The organism is Myxococcales bacterium, from assembly GCA_016717005.1.
Taxonomy (GTDB): domain Bacteria; phylum Myxococcota_A; class Polyangia; order Haliangiales; family Haliangiaceae; genus UBA2376.
Genome location: JADJUF010000037.1, coordinates 339379 through 358389, shown reverse-complemented (window position 1 = coordinate 358389; position 19011 = coordinate 339379). Strand labels below are relative to the sequence as shown.

The 19011-nt window shown below is 77.1% G+C and carries 14 protein-coding genes; 6 read left to right on the top strand and 8 right to left on the bottom strand.

The window, feature by feature from the left end; translation table 11 throughout:
• Positions 1–3 precede the first annotated feature (3 nt).
• The 3 genes from IPL61_25145 to IPL61_25135 all read right to left on the bottom strand — a co-directional run bounded on the left by IPL61_25145 (position 4) and on the right by IPL61_25135 (position 3432).
• Positions 4–1641, bottom strand: a complete 1638-nt coding sequence (locus tag IPL61_25145; protein ID MBK9034513.1) for an efflux RND transporter permease subunit — start codon at positions 1639–1641, stop codon at positions 4–6.
• Positions 1638–2147, bottom strand: coding sequence for a hypothetical protein (locus IPL61_25140; GenBank protein ID MBK9034512.1), 510 nt, complete (start codon positions 2145–2147; stop codon positions 1638–1640). The genes IPL61_25145 and IPL61_25140 overlap by 4 nt, the downstream gene beginning before the upstream one ends.
• Before the next feature lie 97 nt (positions 2148–2244).
• Positions 2245–3432 (bottom strand): hypothetical protein, encoded by a 1188-nt coding sequence (locus IPL61_25135; GenBank protein ID MBK9034511.1) that lies wholly within the window; start codon positions 3430–3432, stop codon positions 2245–2247.
• Between the two features lie 151 nt (positions 3433–3583).
• Between IPL61_25135 and IPL61_25130 the strand changes: the two genes are divergently transcribed.
• Complete coding sequence (locus IPL61_25130; protein ID MBK9034510.1) at positions 3584–5311, top strand: serine/threonine protein phosphatase; 1728 nt, start codon at positions 3584–3586, stop codon at positions 5309–5311.
• Between the two features lie 52 nt (positions 5312–5363).
• Here the strand turns inward: IPL61_25130 and IPL61_25125 are convergent, their stop codons facing one another.
• Entirely contained in the window at positions 5364–6059 is a 696-nt protein-coding gene (locus IPL61_25125; protein MBK9034509.1) for a DUF2490 domain-containing protein, read from the bottom strand.
• A 138-nt stretch (positions 6060–6197) separates the two neighbouring features.
• Between IPL61_25125 and IPL61_25120 the strand changes: the two genes are divergently transcribed.
• Complete coding sequence (locus IPL61_25120; GenBank protein ID MBK9034508.1) at positions 6198–7046, top strand: hypothetical protein; 849 nt, start codon at positions 6198–6200, stop codon at positions 7044–7046.
• A 16-nt stretch (positions 7047–7062) separates the two neighbouring features.
• On the opposite strand, the gene IPL61_25115 is transcribed toward IPL61_25120, so the two are convergent.
• On the bottom strand, positions 7063–7467 hold the full coding sequence (locus tag IPL61_25115; protein ID MBK9034507.1) for an SRPBCC family protein: 405 nt from the start codon (positions 7465–7467) through the stop codon (positions 7063–7065).
• 2325 nt (positions 7468–9792) lie between these two features.
• A complete protein-coding gene (locus IPL61_25110; protein MBK9034506.1) occupies positions 9793–11112 on the bottom strand; it encodes a Zn-dependent hydrolase in 1320 nt (439 codons plus the stop codon).
• A gap of 85 nt (positions 11113–11197) precedes the next feature.
• On the opposite strand from IPL61_25110, the gene IPL61_25105 reads away from it, so the two are divergent.
• Positions 11198–11761, top strand: a complete 564-nt coding sequence (locus IPL61_25105) for a hypothetical protein (GenBank protein MBK9034505.1) — start codon at positions 11198–11200, stop codon at positions 11759–11761.
• Between the two features lie 31 nt (positions 11762–11792).
• Here IPL61_25105 and IPL61_25100 read toward each other — a convergent pair whose 3' ends face one another.
• On the bottom strand, positions 11793–12344 hold the full coding sequence (locus IPL61_25100; protein MBK9034504.1) for a hypothetical protein: 552 nt from the start codon (positions 12342–12344) through the stop codon (positions 11793–11795).
• Between the two features lie 246 nt (positions 12345–12590).
• On the opposite strand from IPL61_25100, the gene IPL61_25095 reads away from it, so the two are divergent.
• Entirely contained in the window at positions 12591–13976 is a 1386-nt protein-coding gene (locus tag IPL61_25095) for a tryptophanase (protein ID MBK9034503.1), read from the top strand.
• A 72-nt stretch (positions 13977–14048) separates the two neighbouring features.
• On the opposite strand, the gene IPL61_25090 is transcribed toward IPL61_25095, so the two are convergent.
• Positions 14049–14480, bottom strand: a complete 432-nt coding sequence (locus IPL61_25090; GenBank protein ID MBK9034502.1) for a sporulation protein — start codon at positions 14478–14480, stop codon at positions 14049–14051.
• Positions 14481–14776: 296 nt separating this feature from the next.
• Between IPL61_25090 and IPL61_25085 the strand changes: the two genes are divergently transcribed.
• Both IPL61_25085 and IPL61_25080 read left to right on the top strand, forming a co-directional pair.
• Positions 14777–17107 carry a hypothetical protein gene (locus IPL61_25085; protein MBK9034501.1) on the top strand — a complete coding sequence of 777 codons (2331 nt, stop codon included), beginning with the start codon at positions 14777–14779 and terminating at the stop codon, positions 17105–17107.
• 69 nt (positions 17108–17176) lie between these two features.
• On the top strand, positions 17177–18937 hold the full coding sequence (locus IPL61_25080; GenBank protein MBK9034500.1) for a serine/threonine protein kinase: 1761 nt from the start codon (positions 17177–17179) through the stop codon (positions 18935–18937).
• The last annotated feature ends 74 nt before the right edge of the window (positions 18938–19011 follow it).

Here is a 19011-nt window from a genome sequence, read left to right as displayed (position 1 = left end):
CGGCTACCAGCGATCGCGGTCGAGCTCCGCGGTCCGCACGCGCGCGCCCGGCAGCGCCTTCGCCAGGACCGCGCGGGTCGCGCTCAAGGTGCGGCCGCGCGGCGCGCGCAGCCAGTAGACCACCGCGCGACGGCGGTCGTCGTGGAGGATGCGCTCGGGGGCACGGCGGTCGCTGATCGTGACCAGCTCGCGGAGCGGGAGCGTCGCGCCGGTGCTCGTGCGGACCGGCAGGTCCAGGCGCTCGACCGCGTCCGGATCGCCCCAGGTCAGGCGCACGTCGCGCGCGTCGTCCGGGCCCTGGACGCTGGTGACGACCGCGCCGCCGGCGATCCGCAGCGCCCCGATGATCGCTGCCACCGGCACGCCGAGCATCGCGGCGCGATCGGGATCGATGCCGATCGCGTGGGTCTCGCCGATCCGCGGCGTGATCACCGGGGCGCGCGCGGCGGCGGCGATCGTCCGCGCGGCCACGGCCGCTTCGGCGAGGGCGCGCTCGAGGTCGGGCGCGTCGACGATCGCCTCGACCGCGCGTACCCCTGGGCCGGACCAGCGGACGCCGTCGAGCTGCTGCTCGACGGCGAGCTCCTCGATGGCGGCGAGCGTGGCGTCGCCCGCGGCGGTGGTCGCGTCGGCGTCGACCAGGATCTCGAGCGTGCCCGGCGTCGGGTGGACGCGCACCGCGGCGGCCCCGCGCGCGATCAGGGTCGCCGCGAGCGCCTCGAGCTGGTCGGGCGCCGCACCTGGCCGCGTGAGCCGCCCGACGGTCGGCACGCCGACGAACGGCTGGGCGCCGCCGGCCCGCAGCGCCGCGAGCACGGCCGCGAGGTCGGCGCGCGCGCGGACCGGCACCTCCAGGATCGCGGCGCGACCGGCCGGCGTCAGCGCCACGCAGTCGGTGCGGACGCCGAGCGTGATCTGCGCGACGTCCTGCAGGTGGACGCCATCGGCGACCAGCACGCGCGCCAGCTCGTCGACCGACCCCGCGCCGGCCGTGCGGATCGTGAGCGCGTCGCGCCCGGCGGGTGCGGCGAGGCGGCCGGCCGGGACGGTCGTCGCGCGCGCGCGCACGGCGGCGCTGATCTGCGCCGGGTCGAGGCCGCGCGCCACCACCGCGCGCGGATCGAGGTCGAGCTGCAGCTCGGGCTCGGCCAGGCCGCACACGTCGACCGCGCTGACCCCGGGCAGGCGCTCGAGCAGGTGCCGGAGCGCAGCCGCGCGCGCGCCCAGCTCGACGGCGCTGGCGTCACCGGCCGGCAGGATCGCGGCGATCACCGCGGCCGGGCGCACGCGGCGGGTCACGACCGGCGCCTCCGCGCCGGTGGGCAACGTCGGCAAGAGCGCGCCCGCGGCCGCGCGCGTCGCCTCGGCCACGGCCTCGACCCGATCCCCGGCGCGGACCAGCAGATCGAGCGTGGCGACGCCGTCGGTGGCGACGCCGCGCATGCCGACCACGCCGCCGAGCCCGGCGGTCGCGGCCTCGAGCGGTTCGAGCAGCTCGCGCTCGACGGCCTCGGGCGCGGCGTCGGACCAGCGGATCTCGACCCGGACCGCGTGGGGCGGCGCCGCCGGCGCGCCACCGCCGCCGCAGGCCGCCAGCGCCAGCGCGGCGGCGATCGCGGCCGACCTCCGCGCGGCGATCACGGCACACCCTCGTCGGGCGCGTCGCGCAGCGCGGCGTCGAGGAACGAGCGCAGCTCGTACATCTGCTCGGACCCGAGGCCCTGGCCGATGTACGCGGTGCCGTAGCTGAGGCCGCCGCCGATCAGCGCGCCCGCGAGCAAGAGCGCCGGGACCAGCAAGCCCTGGCCCAGCGACCACAGGCTGAACACGTAGATCGCCAGGCCCAGCGCCAGGATCCCGAACAGGAGCTGGGTCGCGACGAACGTCGTCCACAGCCGCGGGTGCGGCGCGAACGTGCCGTCGACGTCAGTGCCGTCGGTCGGCGCGTCGCTGAACTGGACCTCGAGGTGCGGCGTCCAGAAGTGCCGGCGATCCTCGGCCAGCGTGAGCATGACCGTGCGCCGGAACACCCGGCCGGTGACCGGGTGCGGGTGGGCGCTCAGGTACGCGTCGACCCGCGCGATCGCCGCGTCGGGGGCGTGCGTCAGGTGGAACGAGAACCGAGGCCGGGCGCGCGGGCGGTCCATCGCGGGCAGCGTACACCGTCCGTCCGGGTCACGGCCCGGCGGCGTCGGGCGGCACCTCGGCGCGGTGCTCGGCAGGCGCGCGGTGACCGCGTCGCCGTCAGCCCCCGGCGCGCGCCAGCAGCGCGAGCGCCTTCTGGTAGGTGTCCCCCGACGGGCCCTTGGCGGCCTGCTCGAGGATCGGGCGCGCGTACGCCACCCGGGTCGCCAGCAGCGCGGTCGCGGCGGCGCGCGCGCGCGAGCCGACCGCGAGCGTCGCCAGCAGCTCGATCGCCTCGGGCAGCTGGACCTCGGCCAGCCAGCGCGCCAGCGCCACGGTCTCGTGCTCGGACTCGACCCGGCGCCAGTGGGGCAGGATCGCGCGGACCACGTCGGCGCCGCCGAGGAAGATCAGCCGTCCGCTGGTGATGTGCTTGCCGACCTTGGCGGCGGCGGCCACCGCGGCGGGATCGTCGGTCACGTTCAGGTAGAAGCTCGGCTGCAGCCCCAGCGCCTGGGCGCCGGCGGCCCCGCCGATGGCCGCGCGCAGGTGCTCGCGCAGCGGCTCGGTCGGCGCGGTCTCGAGCAGGGCCTCGATGCGGACCCGGGCGGCGGCCGCGGCCGCCGGCGGCACGCGCAGCATCAGCAGGCCCATCGTCGTCGCCAGCGTGCAGGCCTCCTCGTCGCGATCGAGCGGCTCGGTCGCGGTGGTCGCCTGCTCGAACGCGGTCAGCGCCCAGCTCAGCACCTGCTCGGTGCCGTGCATGGCCTCGAGCAAGAACACGAAGTGCTCCGTCGGCGCGCCGCCGCGGTAGCGCCGGTTCCCGAACAGCTGCGCCATGAGCCGCGGCCCCTCGCCGGCGCGGATCGGGGTCGCGTCGGCCAGCACCGGCAGCGCGTGGGTCGGGTTGAGGTTGCACGCGTTCACCGAGCTGCGCGCGTAGCCGCGGACGAAGCGCGTGGCCAGGCCGCGCGGCCACACCAGCCCGTACCAGCCGTTCTCGCTCGAGATCCGCATGAGCGTCGCCTCGGTCGGCTCGACGTCATCGGGGTGGTCGTCGCGCAGCCAGCGCAGGTGCGGCCAGCCCAGGGCGAACAGCAGGTCTTGCTCGGGCGTGTACGCGAAGCCGGGCTGCAGGAACGCGCGCCCGGCGGCGTCGTCGCGGTGGTCGAGCGCGCGCGTGACCGCGTCGAGCGCGGCGGGGGACGGCTCGGCCTTCACCTTCGCCGTCCGGGCGGCCCCGGCCCGGGCCTTCACGGGCCTGGGCGCGCGCGACGCGCCGACCCCGCCCGACTTCTTCGTTGGCATGCGCACACGATACCCGACCCGGGCCGTCCCCCGCGCCGCGCGACCCACGCATCGGCGGTGTCGTGCACGTCAAGCCTTAACAAGTGCGCGCGCCAGCTTGCGCGGTCGCACGGCCCTTGGTCACACTGGTGGGTGGAGGCACCTGAGCTACGTGCAGAAGCGCGCTGAACCGACCACCGCGACCGACGGCGGTGGCGGCCGGACATCCGAGATCGTCGATCTGCTGCTCACCGTCGGGTACATCGACGGGGTCTTCCATCAGCGCGAGCAGGTCTTCATCCAGCGCTACCTGGACTCAGTGCTGCTCGTGCTCGAGGCGTCGAGCGGCGGGACGCCGGAGCAGCGGGCGCAGCTCCGGGCCTCGTTCAACGCGCACTTCGCCGACCTCTACGCGCAGCTCAACGCGCTGATCGCGCGGCTCAGCGTCGAGGTGATGACCAGCGGCGATCCCAGCTACGTGCCGACCCGCCTGAAGGTCCGCGCGGTCACGATCTTTCGCGCCTTCAACTCGGCCGAGCAGACCACGGCCCTCGAGCTGGTGCGGGCGCTGATGCACGCGGACGGCCTGATCAGCCAGCCCGAGCAGCTGCTGTACGACGAGCTGCTCACCTACTTCACGGCGCCGAGCAAGCCGCCCGCGACCCGGGCCGCCGCCGCGCTGGCCCCGACCCTGATCGGCGCGCCGGCGGTGTCGGCGCCCCACGCGGGCCCGGTCACGGTCGCGGCGCCGCACTGGCTCGAGCTCAAGGCGCTCGCCCACCCGCTGCTCGATCCGCTCGAGCAGACCTACTCGCCGCACCCGGTCGAGCTCCAGGCCCAGGTCGCGCTCGACTACCAGCTGGTGTCGCAGGCGATGACCGCGTGGCACCGCCTGCGCGTCGTCGGCGACGGCCGGCTCGCGAACATCACCGACGTCGGCCAGCTCCCCGCCGGCGCGCAGTTCCTCGATCGCCACGTCCACGTGCTGCGCCCGAACCGGCCGATCGAGCTGGTCGTGCTCGGCGATCTCCACGGCTGCTACAGCTGCCTCAAGGCGGCGCTGCTCCAGACCAACTTCGTCAACCGGGTCTGGGCCCACCAGTGGGATCCCGACCACCACCCCGACGTCAAGCTGGTGCTGCTCGGCGACTACATCGACCGCGGCCGGTTCAGCTTCGACGGCGTGCTGCGGGCGGTGCTGCAGCTGTTCGTGGCCATGCCCGACCACGTCATCGTCCTGCGCGGCAACCACGAGTACTTCCACTCGTCCGAGGGCCGGGTCTGGAGCGGCGTCCACCCGGCCGAGGCGCTGGCGTCGCTGTCGCCGCACGTGCCGCGCGAGATGCTCGAGGCCTACCGGATCCTGTTCGAGCACATGCCGACGTCGTGCCTGTTCGATCGCACGCTGTTCGTGCACGGCGGCATCCCCCGCGACGACACCTTCGCGGCGCGCTACCGCGACCTGTCGAGCCTCAACGATCCCGAGCTGTGGTTCCAGATGATGTGGAGCGACCCCGAGCAGGTCGATCACATCCCGGTCGAGCTCCAGCGCCAGAACCCGCGCTTCAGCTTCGGCCGCGATCAGTTCCGCGCGTTCATGGAGCGGGTCGGCGTCCACACGATGATCCGCGGCCACGAGAAGATCGATCGCGGCTTCGACGTGGTCTTCGACGTGGCCGACCGGCTCCTGCTCAACCTGTTCTCGGCCGGCGGCCACGACAACCGCGACCTGCCGATCGACGGCTCGTACCGCTCGGTCACGCCGATGGCGCTGACGGTCCTGCACGACGCGCGCGGGCAGCGGGCGATCCCGTGGCCGATCAACTACCAGCCGTTCAACTACGAGGTCCACAACGGCCTCCACCGCCCGGCGCCGCTGCTCGAGTTCCGCTACACCTGAGCGCGCAGGGAGGGGGCCCGACCGGAACGCGTCGAGCCCCGACGGCGCGTCGTCACAGCTCGTGGTGGTAGCTGAGGCCGAGGATGTGCAGCGTCGGATCCGCGGCGTCGTACTGCGGCAGCTCGGCCCGGTAGTAGGCCTCGACCTCGCCGCGCCCGAGCGCGCGGCCGACGCCGAACGTCAGCCAGACCTTGTCGAGGTGGATCGTGTCGCCGTTGTCGAGATCGTGGTGGAGCTCGAGCGACGCGGCCGGCGTCCACGGCCGCACCCCGCGGTACTCGATCCCGACGCGGTTGCGGAGGCTGTGGCGGCGCGTGGTCTTGGCGTCGGGGCGGTACTGCTCCTGGAACTGCAGCCGGTACTCGACGCGGATCGCCTTGGTCAGGTCGGCGCGCGCGCGCGCGGCCAGCTGGAGCCGGTGGCGCAGCTCGAGGTCGCCGTTGTTGTTGCGCTCGTACTGCATGCGGTAGCCGGCGCCGAGGCGGAGCCAGCGCGCGGCCCGGACGCTGACGCCGGGCTCGGGCATGAGCGCCCCGAGCCGGCTCATGCCGTCGTCGAACCGGACGTGCTGGTCGAACGACAGCGTCACGCGCGCGCCGACGTCGTGGCTGACCCCGGCCTCGAGCCACAGCTGGCTGTCCGACTGGGCGTGCGCCGGGCGGGCGGCCAGCACGACCAGCGTCGCCGCGACGGCGATCAGGCGCAGGGCGCGGTGACGTAGGGGCGTGTGGGGGCGGCGCACGATCATCGCGGACAGGGCAGCAAGCCGCGTTCCTATCGTGCGACCCGCCAGGCGCGCGCTGCGCGCGGATCCGGCGGCCGCGCTGTACGGTTCGTGCACACGCGCCGACGCGGACCGGGACAGGTGACCGTGGTATCTGCGGGGATGCACACCCTCGTGGCGATCGCGCTGGTCGTGACCTCGGTCGGCTGCGCGCGGACCAAGCGCCGACCGCCGGCGCCCACGGCCGGCGACGCGGCGGGGGCGCCGATCGACGCGGGCGCGCCCGACGTCGACGCCGGCCTCGACGCCGGCCCGGCGATGCTGACGCCCGCGCCCGGCGCGCGCGGCGTGCAGATCAACGACCTCGAGTACGGCGGGTTCGCCCAACCGGGCCTGCCGGCGATCAAGGACGACGGCAGCGAGGTGGTCGCGACCACCGTCGCCGACGATGGCGGCCGCGGCTACCTCGACCTGGCCGTGGTCGTCGTCGATGGCGCGACCGGCCGCGTGCGCACGCGCCTGCGCCTGGTCGATCCCGACGAGACCAGCGCCGCGATCGCCGCCGACGACACCGCCGGGGATCAGGCGGCCACCGCCGCGCTGGCCGCGCAGGTGCAGACCCGGGTCGCCGCCGCGAACGCGCTGGTCGCGACCGGCACCTGGCGGACCCTGACCGGCGCCCGGCGCGCCGACGACGCCGGCGAACCCGCCGATCCCGAGGCGTTGACCGTCGGCGATCTGACCGTCACGTACGCGCTGGCTGGTCAGACGCTGACGATCGCGCGCGCCGGGGCAACGGTCGCGACCCACCCGCTGCGCGCGCTGGCGCCGGACCTGGCGCGGCCTGCGCCGGGCGCGCCCGACGACGCGTGCCCTGGCGACCTGGTCTACCTGGCCGGCGCCTATCCAGATCCGCCGAGCAAGCGGCTGGTGCTCGAGCTGGGGCGCGCCGCCCAGGGCCACAACTGCGGCGCCGCGGGCCAGGTCTACGCGGTCGTGCCGCTGCCGTGAGCCGCGCCGCCCGCGGTCACCGGGCCGCGACCATCCAGCGCACGAAGCTCTCGAGCAGCGCGTGGGGCGCGTCGAGCGCCCGATCGGCCGCGGTGCGCCCGTCGCCGTCCTCGGTCGTGTAGGTGACGCGGGTGCCGTGGTCCTCGGCGTCGAACCGGGCCGAGCCGCGCACGGCGTCGCGCTGGCCCATCCGCGGCGCCCAGCTCACCGCGCGCGCCTCGACGTCGTAGCTGTAGACCAGCGAGTACGTGCGCGAGGCCGCGAACTCGAACGCGACCTCGTGGGCCAGCCCGCCCGGATAGCTCGTGACGACGCGCGCACGGCGCAGGCCCGGCACCCAGCCCGTCAGGGTCGCGGCGTCGGTGAAGTGGCGCCAGCACGCCTCGGGCGCGCGCGGCACGAACTTGCTGGCCGTGGACATGCGCCGGCAGAGTGCCTGCACCGGCCCGTGCTTTTCAAGCACCGCGTGGGGCCGACGCGCGCGGCAGAGCCCGGCCGCCCCCGCCGCCCCCGCCGCCCCCCCCCCCCCCCCCCCCCGCCCCCCCCCCCCCCCCGCCGCCCGGCGACCGGGCGCCCCCCCCCCCCCTCCCCGCCGCCCCCGCCCCCCTCGCCGCCCCCGCCCCCCCCCCCCCCCCCGCCGCCCCCCCCCCCGCCGCCGGCGCGCCCCCCCCCCCCCCCGCCGCCCCCCCCCCCCCCCCGCGCGCGCCCCCGCCCCCCCGGCGCCCGCCCCCCCCCGCCCGCCCCCCCCCCCCCCCCCCCGCCCGAGGCCCCCCCCTCCCCCCGGCGCGGCCTCCGGCTGGGCCGCCCCCCCCGCCCCCCCCCCCCCGCCCCCCCCCCCGCCCCCCGCCCCCTTCGCCCCCGCGCGCGCCCCCCCGGCCCGCCCCGTCCCGCCCCCCGGCCCGGCCCCCCCCCCTCCCTTCCCTCCCGCCCCCCCCCCGCCGCCCCCCCCCCTCCTCCCCCCCCCCCCCGCCCCCTCCCCCGGCCCTCGCCGTGGGGCCTGCAGTCCCCCTGGGTGGGCCCCGGCGCGGGGCCCGCGGGGCCCGGCGCCCCGGGGCCCGCGCGCTCCGCCCGGCGGGCCCCCCCCCCCCCCGGCGCCGGGCGGGCGGCGGGCCGGGCCGGCGCCCCGCCCGCCCCGGCGCCGGCGCCCCGCCCCGGCCCCGCGGGGCGGGCCCGGCGGCGCGGGGGCGCCGGCCCCCCCCCGCCCCCGCGCCGCCCGCGCCCCCCGCGCCCCCCCCCGGGCGGCCCCCGCCGCCCGCCCCCCCCCGCCCCGCCCGCCCCCCCGCCCCGCCGCCCGCCCCCCCCGCGCCGGCGGCCCCCCCCGCCGCCCGCCGCGCCCCCCCCGCCGCCCCCCCCCCCCGCCCGGCGCCGCCGGCCGGGCCGGCCCCCCCCCCCCCCCCCCGCGCCGGCGCCCCCGGCCCGCCGGCCGCCCCCCCCGCCCCCCCCCCCCCCCCCCCCGCGGGGCCCCCCGGCGGCCCCCGCGGCCGCCGCCCCCCGCCGCGAGCGTCTCCCCCCCCCCCCCCCCCCCCCCCCCCCCCCCCCCCCCCCCCCCCCCCCCCCCCCCCCCCCCCCCCCCCCCCCCCCCCCCCCCCCCCCCCCCCCCCCCCCCCCCCCCCCCCCCCCCCCCCCCCCCCCCCCCCCCCCCCCCCCCCCCCCCCCCCCCCCCCCCCCCCCCCCCCCCCCCCCCCCCCCCCCCCCCCCCCCCCCCCCCCCCCCCCCCCCCCCCCCCCCCCCCCCCCCCCCCCCCCCCCCGCCCCCCCCCCCCCCCCCCCCCCCCCCCCCCCCCCCCCCCCCCCCCCCCCCCCCCCCCCCCCCCCCCCCCCCCCCCCCCGCCCCCCCGCCCCCCCCCCCCCCTCCCCCCCCCCCGCCCCCCCCCCCCGCCCCCCCCCCCCCGCCCCCCCCCCCCCCCCCCCCGCCCCGGCGCGCCCCCCCGCCCGCGCCCCCCCGCCCCCCCGCCCCCCCCCCCCCCCCCGCGGCGTCAGCGCCGGCGTGGGGGTGCGCCCCCCCCCCCCCCCCCCCCCCCCCCCCCCCCCCCCCCCCCGGGGCCCCCCCCCCCCCCGCCCGCGCCGGCGCCCCCCCCCGGGCCCCCCCCCCCCCGCCGCCGCCGCCCGCCCCCCCCCCCCCCCCCCCCCCCCCCCCCCCCCCCCCCCCCCCCCCCCCCCGCCCCCCCCCCCCCCCCCCCCCCCCCCCCCCCCCCCCCCCCCCCCCCGCCCCCCCCCCCCCCCCCCGGCCCCCCCGCGGGCCCCCCCCCCCGGGGCCCCCCGCGCCCCGCCCCCCCCCCCCCCCCCCCCCCCCCCCCGCCCCCCCCCCCCCCCCCCCCCCCCCCCCCCCCCCCGCGGCCCCCCCCCCCCCCCCCCCCCCCCGCCGGCGCCCCCCGCCCCGCCCCCGCGGGCGCCCGGGCCGGGGGGGCCCCCCCCCCCCCCCCCCCCCCCCCCCCCCCCCCCCCCCCCCCCCCCCCCCCCCCCCCCCCCCCCCCCCCCCCCCCCCCCCCCCGGGGCCCCCCGGGCCCCCCCCCCCCGCCGGCCCCCCCCCCGGGGCGGCCCCCGCCGGGGGCGCCGGCGGGGCCGCCCCCCCCGCCCCCCCCGGGGCCCCGCCCGGCGGGCCCCCCCCCCCCCCCCCCCGCCCCCGCCCCCCGCGGCCCCCCCCGCCCCCGCGGGGCCCCCCGCCCGGGCCCGGGCCCCGCCGGGGGCCCCCGCGCCGCCCCCGGCGGGGCGGCCGGGCCGGCGCCCTGGCGGGGGGGGTTCCACCGCTAGCGACGGGCGCGGGCGGGCGGGCGGCGCGGCGGCCGGGTCGGCGACCGCGGCGTCGGCGGCGTCGCCAGGTGGGCGATCGTGCGGTCGACCGCGAGCAGGAACGCCCGGATCGACTTGTCGAGCGCGGGGCGCGGGGTGTCCTCGAGGCGCGTGTGCGAGATGCCGGGGCTGCTCTGGGCGAACACCATCGCGGTCGGCACGACGCCGGCCATCTCGGCGGCGTCGTGGAGCGGCCCCGACGGGAGCTCGGGCGCGGCGCCGGTGATCTCCTTGATCGCCACGCGCGCGAACTTCATCAGGGTCTCGTCGAACGGCCGCGGCGAGATGTGGAGCAGCGGGCTCCAGCTCACCTCGACCTTGTGGGCGCGCGCGGCCCGGGTCGCGGCCGTGCGCGCGTCGGCCAGCATCTTCGCCAGGACCTTGCCGTCGAGGGCGCGCAGGTCGATCGAGATCTCGGTCGAGCCCGGCACGGCGGTGACGAAGTTGGGCTCGACCTTGACGACGCCGCAGGTCGCGACGACGCGCGTGCGCGGGGTCTTGCCGGAGTACTTGACGCTGATGTCGCGGCACGCCAGCGCGAACTGGGCCGCGGCCAGGAACGCGTCCTTGCGCAGGTGGATCGGCGCCGCGCCCGAGTGCGCGGCCTGGCCGACGAAGCGCAGGTTGTAGCGCTCGACGCCCATCGTGCCGAGCACGACCCCGGTCGGCTTGCGCAGGTCCTCGAGCACCGGGCCCTGCTCGATGTGGAGCTCGAGGTAGGCGATCGCGTCGAGCGTGTCGAAGTACGCGCGCGCGGTGCCCATGCCGGCCAGCGTGACGCCGTTCTCGGCGAGCGCGTCGGGCAGCTTGACGCCGGCGCGATCGGTGAGGTGCGCGAGCTCGGCCTCGGCGTCGAGGGTCCCGGCCGACGCCGCCGAGCCGGCCAGGCTGCGCCCGAACCGCGCGCCCTCCTCGTCGGCCCAGTCGACCAGGTGCAGCGTGAGCGGCGGTGTGCCAGCGGCCTTGGCCCGGCGCAGGACCTCGAGGCCGGCCAGCACGCCCAGGCAGCCGTCGAGCCAGCCGCCGCCCGGCACCGAGTCGAGGTGGCTGCCGATCACCAGGCTCCTCGTCGACGCGCCCGGCAGCGTCGCCCACAGGTTGCCGGCGCCGTCCCGGTGCGGCACCAGGCCCAGCTCGGCCTTGAGCTTGGCCGTGTACCAGGCGCGGGCCTCGCGCCAGACCGGGCCCCACGCCACCCGCTGCGCGCCGCGCGCGTCGGTGGTCCGCTCGGCCAGCTCCTCGAGATCCGCGATCACCCGCTTGGAGGTCGGCTTCATCGCCGCGACCCTACCAAACCCTGGCGCGCGCCGGGCCCGCGCCCGCGCCGTGACCGCTCGGCGCGGCCGCGCTACTGTCGCCGCGATGCTGGCCGAGGCGTTCCCGGGGTACCTGCGCGGATCCGCCCGCGCCGCCGCCGCGATGGTGACGACCGTGCACGCGTCGATGGGGACGATCGCGGTCGTGGTCGAGGGCGACGAGGTCACGCTGCCGGGCCGGATCTACGCCCACGAGCCCAGCGCCGAGGCCCTGGCCGCGTGTCCGGCGACGGCGCGCGCGATGGTGCACTGCCTCTACACGCGCCACCACAACGGCTTCGTGCGCGCGCGCCACCTCGACCACGTGCTCGCCTGCGACGCGCCGTGGGCGGCGCCGTTCGTCGTGCAGCTCGTCGGTGAGTACGTGCTGCCGATCGTCGAGACCATCGCGGCGCGGCTCGACCTCGCCGACCTGCACGGGCCCGTGGCCGCGCGCTACGGGCGCTTCATCGCGGCCAACCGACGCTTCGCCGCCGCCACGGTCGCGCGGACCATCAGCTACTGGAACTGCTACTACCGGCGCGCGTACGCGCGGGTCACGACCTATCCGGGCCGGATGGTGATGGCGAGGCTGCAGGAGGCGGCGGCGATCCACGGCCCGCCGACGTGAGCGCGTCAGGACCGCGCGTCAGGACTGCGCGTCAGGACTGCCAGTGCAGCGCCAGCACGGTGCGGGGCTCGTCGCGCCACGCGCGGGTGATGAAGCGCGCGAGGATGTCGCGGGCGCCGGCCAGCTCGAGCAGGCGCTCGAAGAAGCCCAGCGTCTGCATCGCGGCGGCCTCCTCGGCGGTCGCGCCCATGTGGAAGCGCACCTCGAGCTCGGCCTCGTCGTCGTGCAGCATCAGCACGTCGAGCGCGGGGAAGTCGAAGAACGTCGCGCGCATGACCCGGAACCGGTTGAGCGTCTCGAGCGGGTCGTCGGGCGCCAGCAGCATCGGGTTGGCCGCGCGCAGCACGTCGACCGAGTACCGCCCCCACATCCGCACGGCCTGCAGGTCGCCGCGGGCGACGTGGTGCAGGATCTGGTCGCCGAGCCGCTCGAACGAGTCCATCGGGTACCACGCCGCCACGTCGATGCGCGCGGCCAGCAACGCCATGTCCTCGGGCGGGAGGTGCCGGCTCCAGTCGACGCCCTTGTGCCCGCGGAGCATCTTCACGTAGTCGACGAACAGGGAGCCCTTGACCTGCCGCACGGCGCCAGCGTACCGCATCCGGCCCGGACCGATCGACGCGCGGATCGCGCGCGGTCGCCGCGCCCCGGCACGTTGTCGCGCCCGACGTCCGTCGCGGCGGCGCCGCCGCGGGCTTTTCGCGCGGCGGCGGCGGGATCTGCGTCGCCCGCAACGCTTGCGCGAAAATGGTCGCTGACCGCGGGCGTCGTTCTTGCTTGCGCAGGCGCCCATGACCACGACCTGCGCGTCCGTCGGAGCCACGACCCCATGACCGTCGCCGAGCCCGGCCGGCGCACGGTCATCGAGCCCTTCAAGGTCAAGGTGTGCGAGCCGCTGCCGTTCCTCGACCGCCCGACCCGGGCCAAGGTCCTCGAGGAGGCCGGCTGGAACCTGTTCCTGGTCCACGCCCGGGACGTGACGTTCGATCTGCTGACCGACTCCGGCACCACCGCGATGAGCGCGGCGCAGTGGGCGGCGATGATGGTCGCCGACGAGAGCTACGCCGGGTCGAGCAGCTTCGGCCGGTTCGAGGCCGTGGTCCAGCGCATCACCGGCTTCCCCCACGTCATCCCGACCCACCAGGGCCGCGCCGCCGAGCGGCTGCTGTTCTCGACCCTGGTCAAGCCCGGGCACGTGGTGCCGTCGAACAACCACTTCGACACCACCCGCGCCAACCTCGAGCACCTCGGCGCGATCGCCCTCGATCTGGTGATCCGCGAGGGCACCGACCCGTCGAACCCGCACCCGTTCAAGGGCAACATCGACCTCGATCGGCTCGAGGCCTGCTGCCGCGAGCACGCCGGCCAGATCCCGTTCGGGATGATCACGATCACCAACAACACCGGCGGCGGTCAGCCGGTCGCGCTGGCCAACCTGCGCGCGGCCGCGGAGATCTATCGCCGGCACGGCATCCCGTTCGTGATCGACGCGTGCCGGTTCGCCGAGAACAGCTGGTTCATCAAGTCGCGCGAGCCCGGCTGTGGCGACCGCCCGGTGCGCGACATCGCGCGCGAGACCTTCGATCTCGCCGACGCCTGCCTGATGAGCGCCAAGAAGGACGGCATGGTCAACATCGGCGGCTTCATCGCCACCCGCCGCGCCGACTGGCTGCCGGCGCTGCGCAGCCTGCTGATCCTGACCGAGGGCTTCCCGACCTACGGCGGGCTGGCGGCGCGCGATCTCGAGGCGCTGGCGGTCGGCCTCGACGAGGCGCTCGACGAGCGCTACCTCGAGTACCGGGTCGCGGTCGTGCAGTACTTCAGCGACGGCCTGGCCCGGGTCGGCCTGCCGGTGATGCGCCCGGCCGGCGGGCACGCGGTCTACATCGACGCGCGCGCGCTCTTGCCGCACCTGCCGCCCGACCACCTCCCGGCGCAGGTGCTGGCGTGCGAGCTGTACCTGGCGCTGGGCGTGCGCTCGTGCGAGATCGGCTCGGTCATGTTCGGCAAGACCGTCGCCGGCCAGTTCCAGCCGGCGCCGATGGAGCTGGTGCGGCTGGCGATCCCGCGCCGGGTCTACACCCAGGCCCACTTCGACTCGATCATCGAGGGCATGGTCGACATCGTCGCGCGCAAGGACACGCTGCGCGGGCTGCGGATCGTCGAGGAGCCGCCGTTCCTGCGCCACTTCACCGCGCGGTTCGCGCCGCGCTGACCGCGCGGCCGCGCTGACGGGTGTGGACCTGTGCCGCCGCGGCGCCGCTGACCGCCGCGCCGGCGCCGCCGCTCACTCGCGGATGTCGAAGTTGGTCGCGAACTCGGGGTCCTTGGCGTCGTCGATGTCGGCGCGCACGAAGAACTTGTACTTGAGCTTGTCGTGCGAGAGCGGGCTGTCGCTCGGGATCTTGAGCTCGACCGGGTAGGTGTAGCTGCCGCCCGGCTCGATCATGACGTCGGTGGTGTTGGGCCAGTCGCCGTACCAGATGCGGCCGGTGCCCTCGACGTTGATCATGCCGCCGTCGACGGTCGGCACCTGGAAGTGGCCGGTGTACTCGAGCGAGACGCGCAGGTAGCGCATCTTCTGCTTGTTCTTGCCGGGCTTGACGTGGATCAGCGCCCGCAGGGGCTCGCCCCGCTTGGTCGGCCGCTGCTGCATGTCGACTTCGAGGTCGGCGGAGTCCTTGCCGACCGACGCCTTGACCTTGTCCAGGAAGCTCATCGTGTCCCCCTCGATGTGAGGATCCGATTGGAGACGAATCCTGGGCTGGCCGCAAGGCCCGACGCGGGATCGTCGGTGCGGCCTGAGTTAGCGCCGCGCGACCGCGTCCCCGGACCGGCGCCGTCGCGTGGTGTCGTCGACACGCCCGCAGCGCGGCGGCCGCGCGCGCAGCTCGACCCGCGCCGCCACGTCGCGCCGTCGTCGACGCCCCGCCGCCGGGGCCGGCCGGCCAGCGCGCCGCCCATCGGATCCACCCGCCGCTTGCGTCGCCGGGACCGAGCGTCGAACATCCGCCGATGCGCGCACCGCCCCGGACGCTCGTCGGCCTCGGCCTGATCTGCTTCGCCAACCTGCTCTTGTCGGTGCTGATGACGCGGGTGTTCTCGGCGACGATGTTCTACCACTTCACGTTCCTGGCCGTGGCGCTGGCCATGTTCGGGGTCGCGGCCTCGGGCGTGTACGTGTTCATCCACGACGCCCGGCTCCGGGCCGACCCCGCGGTCGCGCTGCGGTGGGCCGCGCGCTGGTTCGGCGTCGCGACGATCGCCGCGCTGATCTATGCGCTCGCCAACCCGATCGACATCCTCTTCTACTACGGCACCGGCAAGGTCCCCAACTTCGCGCCCCGGCAGTTCTGGCAGCTCGTGCTGCTGGTGCTGGTCAGCGCGGCGCCGTTCTTCTTCTCCGGCGTGGTCGTGTCGCTGTGCCTGACGATCTACACGGACAACGTCAACCGGGTCTACTTCGCCGATCTGCTCGGCGCCGCCGCGGCGACCCTGGTGACCGGCCTGTTGCTCAAGCTCCTGGGCGGGCCCAACGCGGTGCTGGTGGTCGCGGGCCTGGCGTTCGTGTCGGGCCACCTGCTGGCGCCGACCCGATGGACCTGGGTGGCGCCGGTGGTGGTGCTGGCGCTGATCATCGTCAACGCCCGGGCCAGCTTCATCGAGGTGCCGTCGGGCAAGGGCGTCGCCGCCGAAAAGGTCGCGTTCGAGGAGTGGAACATCTTCTCGCGGGTCACCGTCGATCAGGGCGGCAACATCAAGATCGACGCCAGCGCCGCCACCCAGATCCACGACCTGCGCAAGCTCCGGCCCGGCCTGCAGGCGGTCGAGATCACCGCGCTGGCCCACGCGATCTTCGACGGCGGCGCCGATCGGGCGCTGGTGATCGGCCCGGGCGGCGGGCGCGACGTGCTGCACGCGCTGGCGGCCGGGGCCAAGGACGTGACCGCGGTCGAGATCAACCCGATCATCGGCCAGCGGATCATGCGCGAGCGCTTCGCCGAGCGCTCGGGCCGGCTGTACTTCGATCCGCGCGTGCACCTGGTCGTCGACGACGGCCGCAGCTTCGTGCGCCGCCAGGCCGGCCGGTTCGACCTGATCCAGGCGTCGCTGGTCGACACCTTCGCCGCGACCGCGGCCGGGGCGTTCGCGCTGTCCGAGAACACGCTCTACACGGTCGAGGCCTTCGCCGACTACTACCAGCACCTGACCGAGCGCGGGGTCGTGACGATGACGCGGTGGCACACCGGCGAGCGCAACGAGACCGCGCGCCTGCTGCTGCTGGCGGCGGCCGGGCTCGAGGCGGTCGGCGTGCCGGCCGGCCAGGCCCGGCGTCACATGATCTACGTGGTGGCGCCCAAGCTCGGCCTGGGCACGCTGATCGCCAAGCGCGGCGAGCTGACCGACGCCGAGCTCGATCGGGTCAGCAACGCCGCCGCCCAGCAGGGCTGGACCGTCGCGGTGTCGCCGCGGACCAGCGGCGCGGGCCTGCTCGAGCGCATGCTCGACGCCGGCCCGGACGGCGCGCTGGTGCGCAGCCAGGCCGAGGACCTGTCGCCGCCGACCGACGATCGGCCGTTCTTCTTCTACTTCAAGAAGCTGGGCGACCTGTTCAGCCCGTCGAAGAAGATGAGCGACCCGGCGCTGTGGATCCTGGTGTCGTTGGGCTCGGTGCTGGTGCTGGCGCTGGTGTTCATCGTGCTGCCGCTGGTGACGCGGGCGGTCCGCGGCGACGGGCCGCGATCGCCCGAGTCGCTCCGCGCCAAGGTGCTGACGCTGGCGTACTTCGGGCTGGTCGGGTTCGCGTTCATGGCGGTCGAGATCGGCCTGCTCCAGCGCATGACGCTGTTCCTCGGGCACCCGTCGTACTCGCTGGTCGTCGTGCTGTTCGGCGTGCTGCTCGCGACCGCGTTCGGGGCGTTCTTCGCCGAGCGCATCCCGACCGCGCGGCTGGGGGCGGCGATGGCGCTCGGCGGCGGCGCGCTGCTGGTGCTGGCGGGCTTCTACGCGCTGGCGCTGACCGGGGTGATCCACGGCTTCATCGCCCACGGGCTGACGGTGCGGATCGCGCTGGCGCTGGCGTTCATCGCGCCGGCCGGGCTGGTGATGGGCTCGATGGTGCCGGGCGCGGTGCGGGTGCTGGGCGCGCGCGGCAGCCTGCTGGTGCCGTGGGGCTGGGGCGTCAACGGCGCGACCTCGGTGCTGGGCTCGGTCATCTCGACGGTGGTCGCGATCTACGGCGGCTTCAGCGCGGTGTTCTGGCTGGGCGGGCTGTGCTACGCGGCCGCGGGCGTGGCCGGCCTGGCGATGGCGCGCGTGCGCGTGCCCGGCCCCGCCGTGGACTGACCGCGGGCGCGCGGGCGTCTGCGGGCCCGCCACCGTCGGTGGTCGGGCGCGCTGTGGTACCTTCGAGGCGTGGACGACCCGCGGATCGGCACGATCGTCGCCGAGCGGTACCAGGTGCTCGAACGCCTGGCCCAGGGCGGGATGGGCGCGGTCTATCGCGGCACCCACATCGACCTCGGCCGCGAGGTCGCGATCAAGTTCCTGCACGAGTGGGCGGTCAGCGAACCGGCGTTCGTCAAGCGGTTCGAGGTCGAGGCCCGGGCCATGGCCAGCCTGCAGCACGCGAGCTGCGCCCAGGTGCTCGACGTCGGCGTCGCCGGCGGCGCGCCGTTCGTGGTGATGGAGTTCGTCGGCGGCCGGACCCTGCACGAGCTGCTCGACGACGGGCCGCTCGAGGCGCAGCGCGCGATCGAGATCGCGCGCCAGGTGCTCGCGGCGCTCGATCACGCCCACGGCCAGGGCATCATCCATCGCGACATCAAGCCCGCCAACGTCGCCGTGACCAGCTCGGAGTTCGGCGATCAGGTCAAGGTGCTCGACTTCGGCCTGGCCAAGGTGCTCGCCAACGCCAGCCAGCTCACCGGCGCGTTCGCGGTCGGGACGCCCAGCTACATGCCGCCCGAGCAGAGCCTCGGGCTCGAGGTCGACGCGCGCACCGATCTGTACGCGGTCGGGGTGATGTTGTTCGAGCTGTTGACCGGCGACCTGCCGTTCGTGCGCGACGATCCGGCCGAGGTGATCGCGGCGCACCGCACCTCGCCGCCGCCGCTCTTGTGCGAGCGCAACCCGGCCGGCGTCTACTCGGCCGAGCTCGAGGCGGTGCTGGTCCGCGCGCTGGCGAAGGCGCCGGCGGATCGCTACCCCAGCGCGACCGAGATGGCGCGGGCGCTGGCCGCGGTGCCCGAGGCGCGGGTCGGCCGGGTCGTGGCGATGACGCCGGCGCCGACGCCGCTGGTCCCGCGACCGCTCGACAGCGGCACGATGGTCCTCGGCAGCGAGGCGATGATCGCGATCGAGCCGGCGGCCGTGGCCTCGGTCGCGGCCGCCCCGGTCGTCGCGGTCGCGGCGGCCCCGGTCGTCGCGGTCGCGGCGGCCCCGCCCGCGGTCGAGCCGCTGGCGGTCGAGCCGCCGGTCCCCGTGGTGGCGGCGCCGGCGGTGGTGCCGCTGGCGCTCCCGCCCGCGGCGGCGATGCCGATGCCGGTGGTCGCGCCGATGCGCGCGATGACGCCGACGCCGACGCCGCTGGGGCGGCTGCGCAAGCTGGTGGGGTCGCTCGATCGGCGCGGGCGCGTGATCGCCGCGGCCGTCGTCGGCGGCACCGTCGTCGTCGTCATCGCCGCGCTCGTGGGCGGCGGCGCCAGCTCACCCAAGGCCAAGCCCCCGCCGTCGCCGCCGGGCGCGAGCGCGGATCCAGATCCGCCGACCAGCGCGGAGCTCGAGGCGCTGCGCCCGCGGCTGCGCGGCGCCGACACCAGCGACGAGGTCGTGCGCGCGCTCCAGCGCCTCGGCGGCCGCGAGCCCACCAACGGCGAGATCCCGCTGGCGCTCGGGCAGGTCTACTGCGAGCGCTTGTGGGTCAGCGACTGCCTCCAGGCGTTCCGCAAGGCGATCCAGCTCGCGCCGGCGCTGCGCGACGATCCGCGCCTGGTCGGCAGCGCGGTCTACGGCCTCGGCAACGACCGGGCCCACGGCGACGTGCGGCGGTTCCTGGTGCGCGAGGTCGGCGCCAGCGCGGTGCCGACCCTGACCGCGGTGGTCGAGGGCCGGTGGCGCAAGGAAGTGAAGGAGCGGGCGACGGCCACGCTGCGCGACCTGGGCGCGGCGCCGTAGGGCGTCGTCGCGCCCCGCGCGCCCTGTCGCGAACGAATCGAGAAGAGATCGAGAGAAGATCGATGGGACCTGTC

Excerpts from the sequence above, each read along its gene's own strand:
- IPL61_25140 (MBK9034512.1), bottom strand. The coding sequence starts at position 2,147 with ATGGACCGCCCGCGCGCCCGGCCTCGGTTCTCGTTCCACCTGACGCAC.
- IPL61_25135 (MBK9034511.1), bottom strand. The coding sequence starts at position 3,432 with ATGCCAACGAAGAAGTCGGGCGGGGTCGGCGCGTCGCGCGCGCCCAGG.
- IPL61_25125 (MBK9034509.1), bottom strand. The coding sequence starts at position 6,059 with ATGATCGTGCGCCGCCCCCACACGCCCCTACGTCACCGCGCCCTGCGC.
- IPL61_25120 (MBK9034508.1), top strand. The coding sequence starts at position 6,198 with ATGCACACCCTCGTGGCGATCGCGCTGGTCGTGACCTCGGTCGGCTGC.
- IPL61_25115 (MBK9034507.1), bottom strand. The coding sequence starts at position 7,467 with ATGTCCACGGCCAGCAAGTTCGTGCCGCGCGCGCCCGAGGCGTGCTGG.
- IPL61_25110 (MBK9034506.1), bottom strand. The coding sequence starts at position 11,112 with ATGAAGCCGACCTCCAAGCGGGTGATCGCGGATCTCGAGGAGCTGGCC.
- IPL61_25105 (MBK9034505.1), top strand. The coding sequence starts at position 11,198 with ATGCTGGCCGAGGCGTTCCCGGGGTACCTGCGCGGATCCGCCCGCGCC.
- IPL61_25095 (MBK9034503.1), top strand. The coding sequence starts at position 12,591 with ATGACCGTCGCCGAGCCCGGCCGGCGCACGGTCATCGAGCCCTTCAAG.
- IPL61_25090 (MBK9034502.1), bottom strand. The coding sequence starts at position 14,480 with ATGAGCTTCCTGGACAAGGTCAAGGCGTCGGTCGGCAAGGACTCCGCC.
- IPL61_25085 (MBK9034501.1), top strand. The coding sequence starts at position 14,777 with ATGCGCGCACCGCCCCGGACGCTCGTCGGCCTCGGCCTGATCTGCTTC.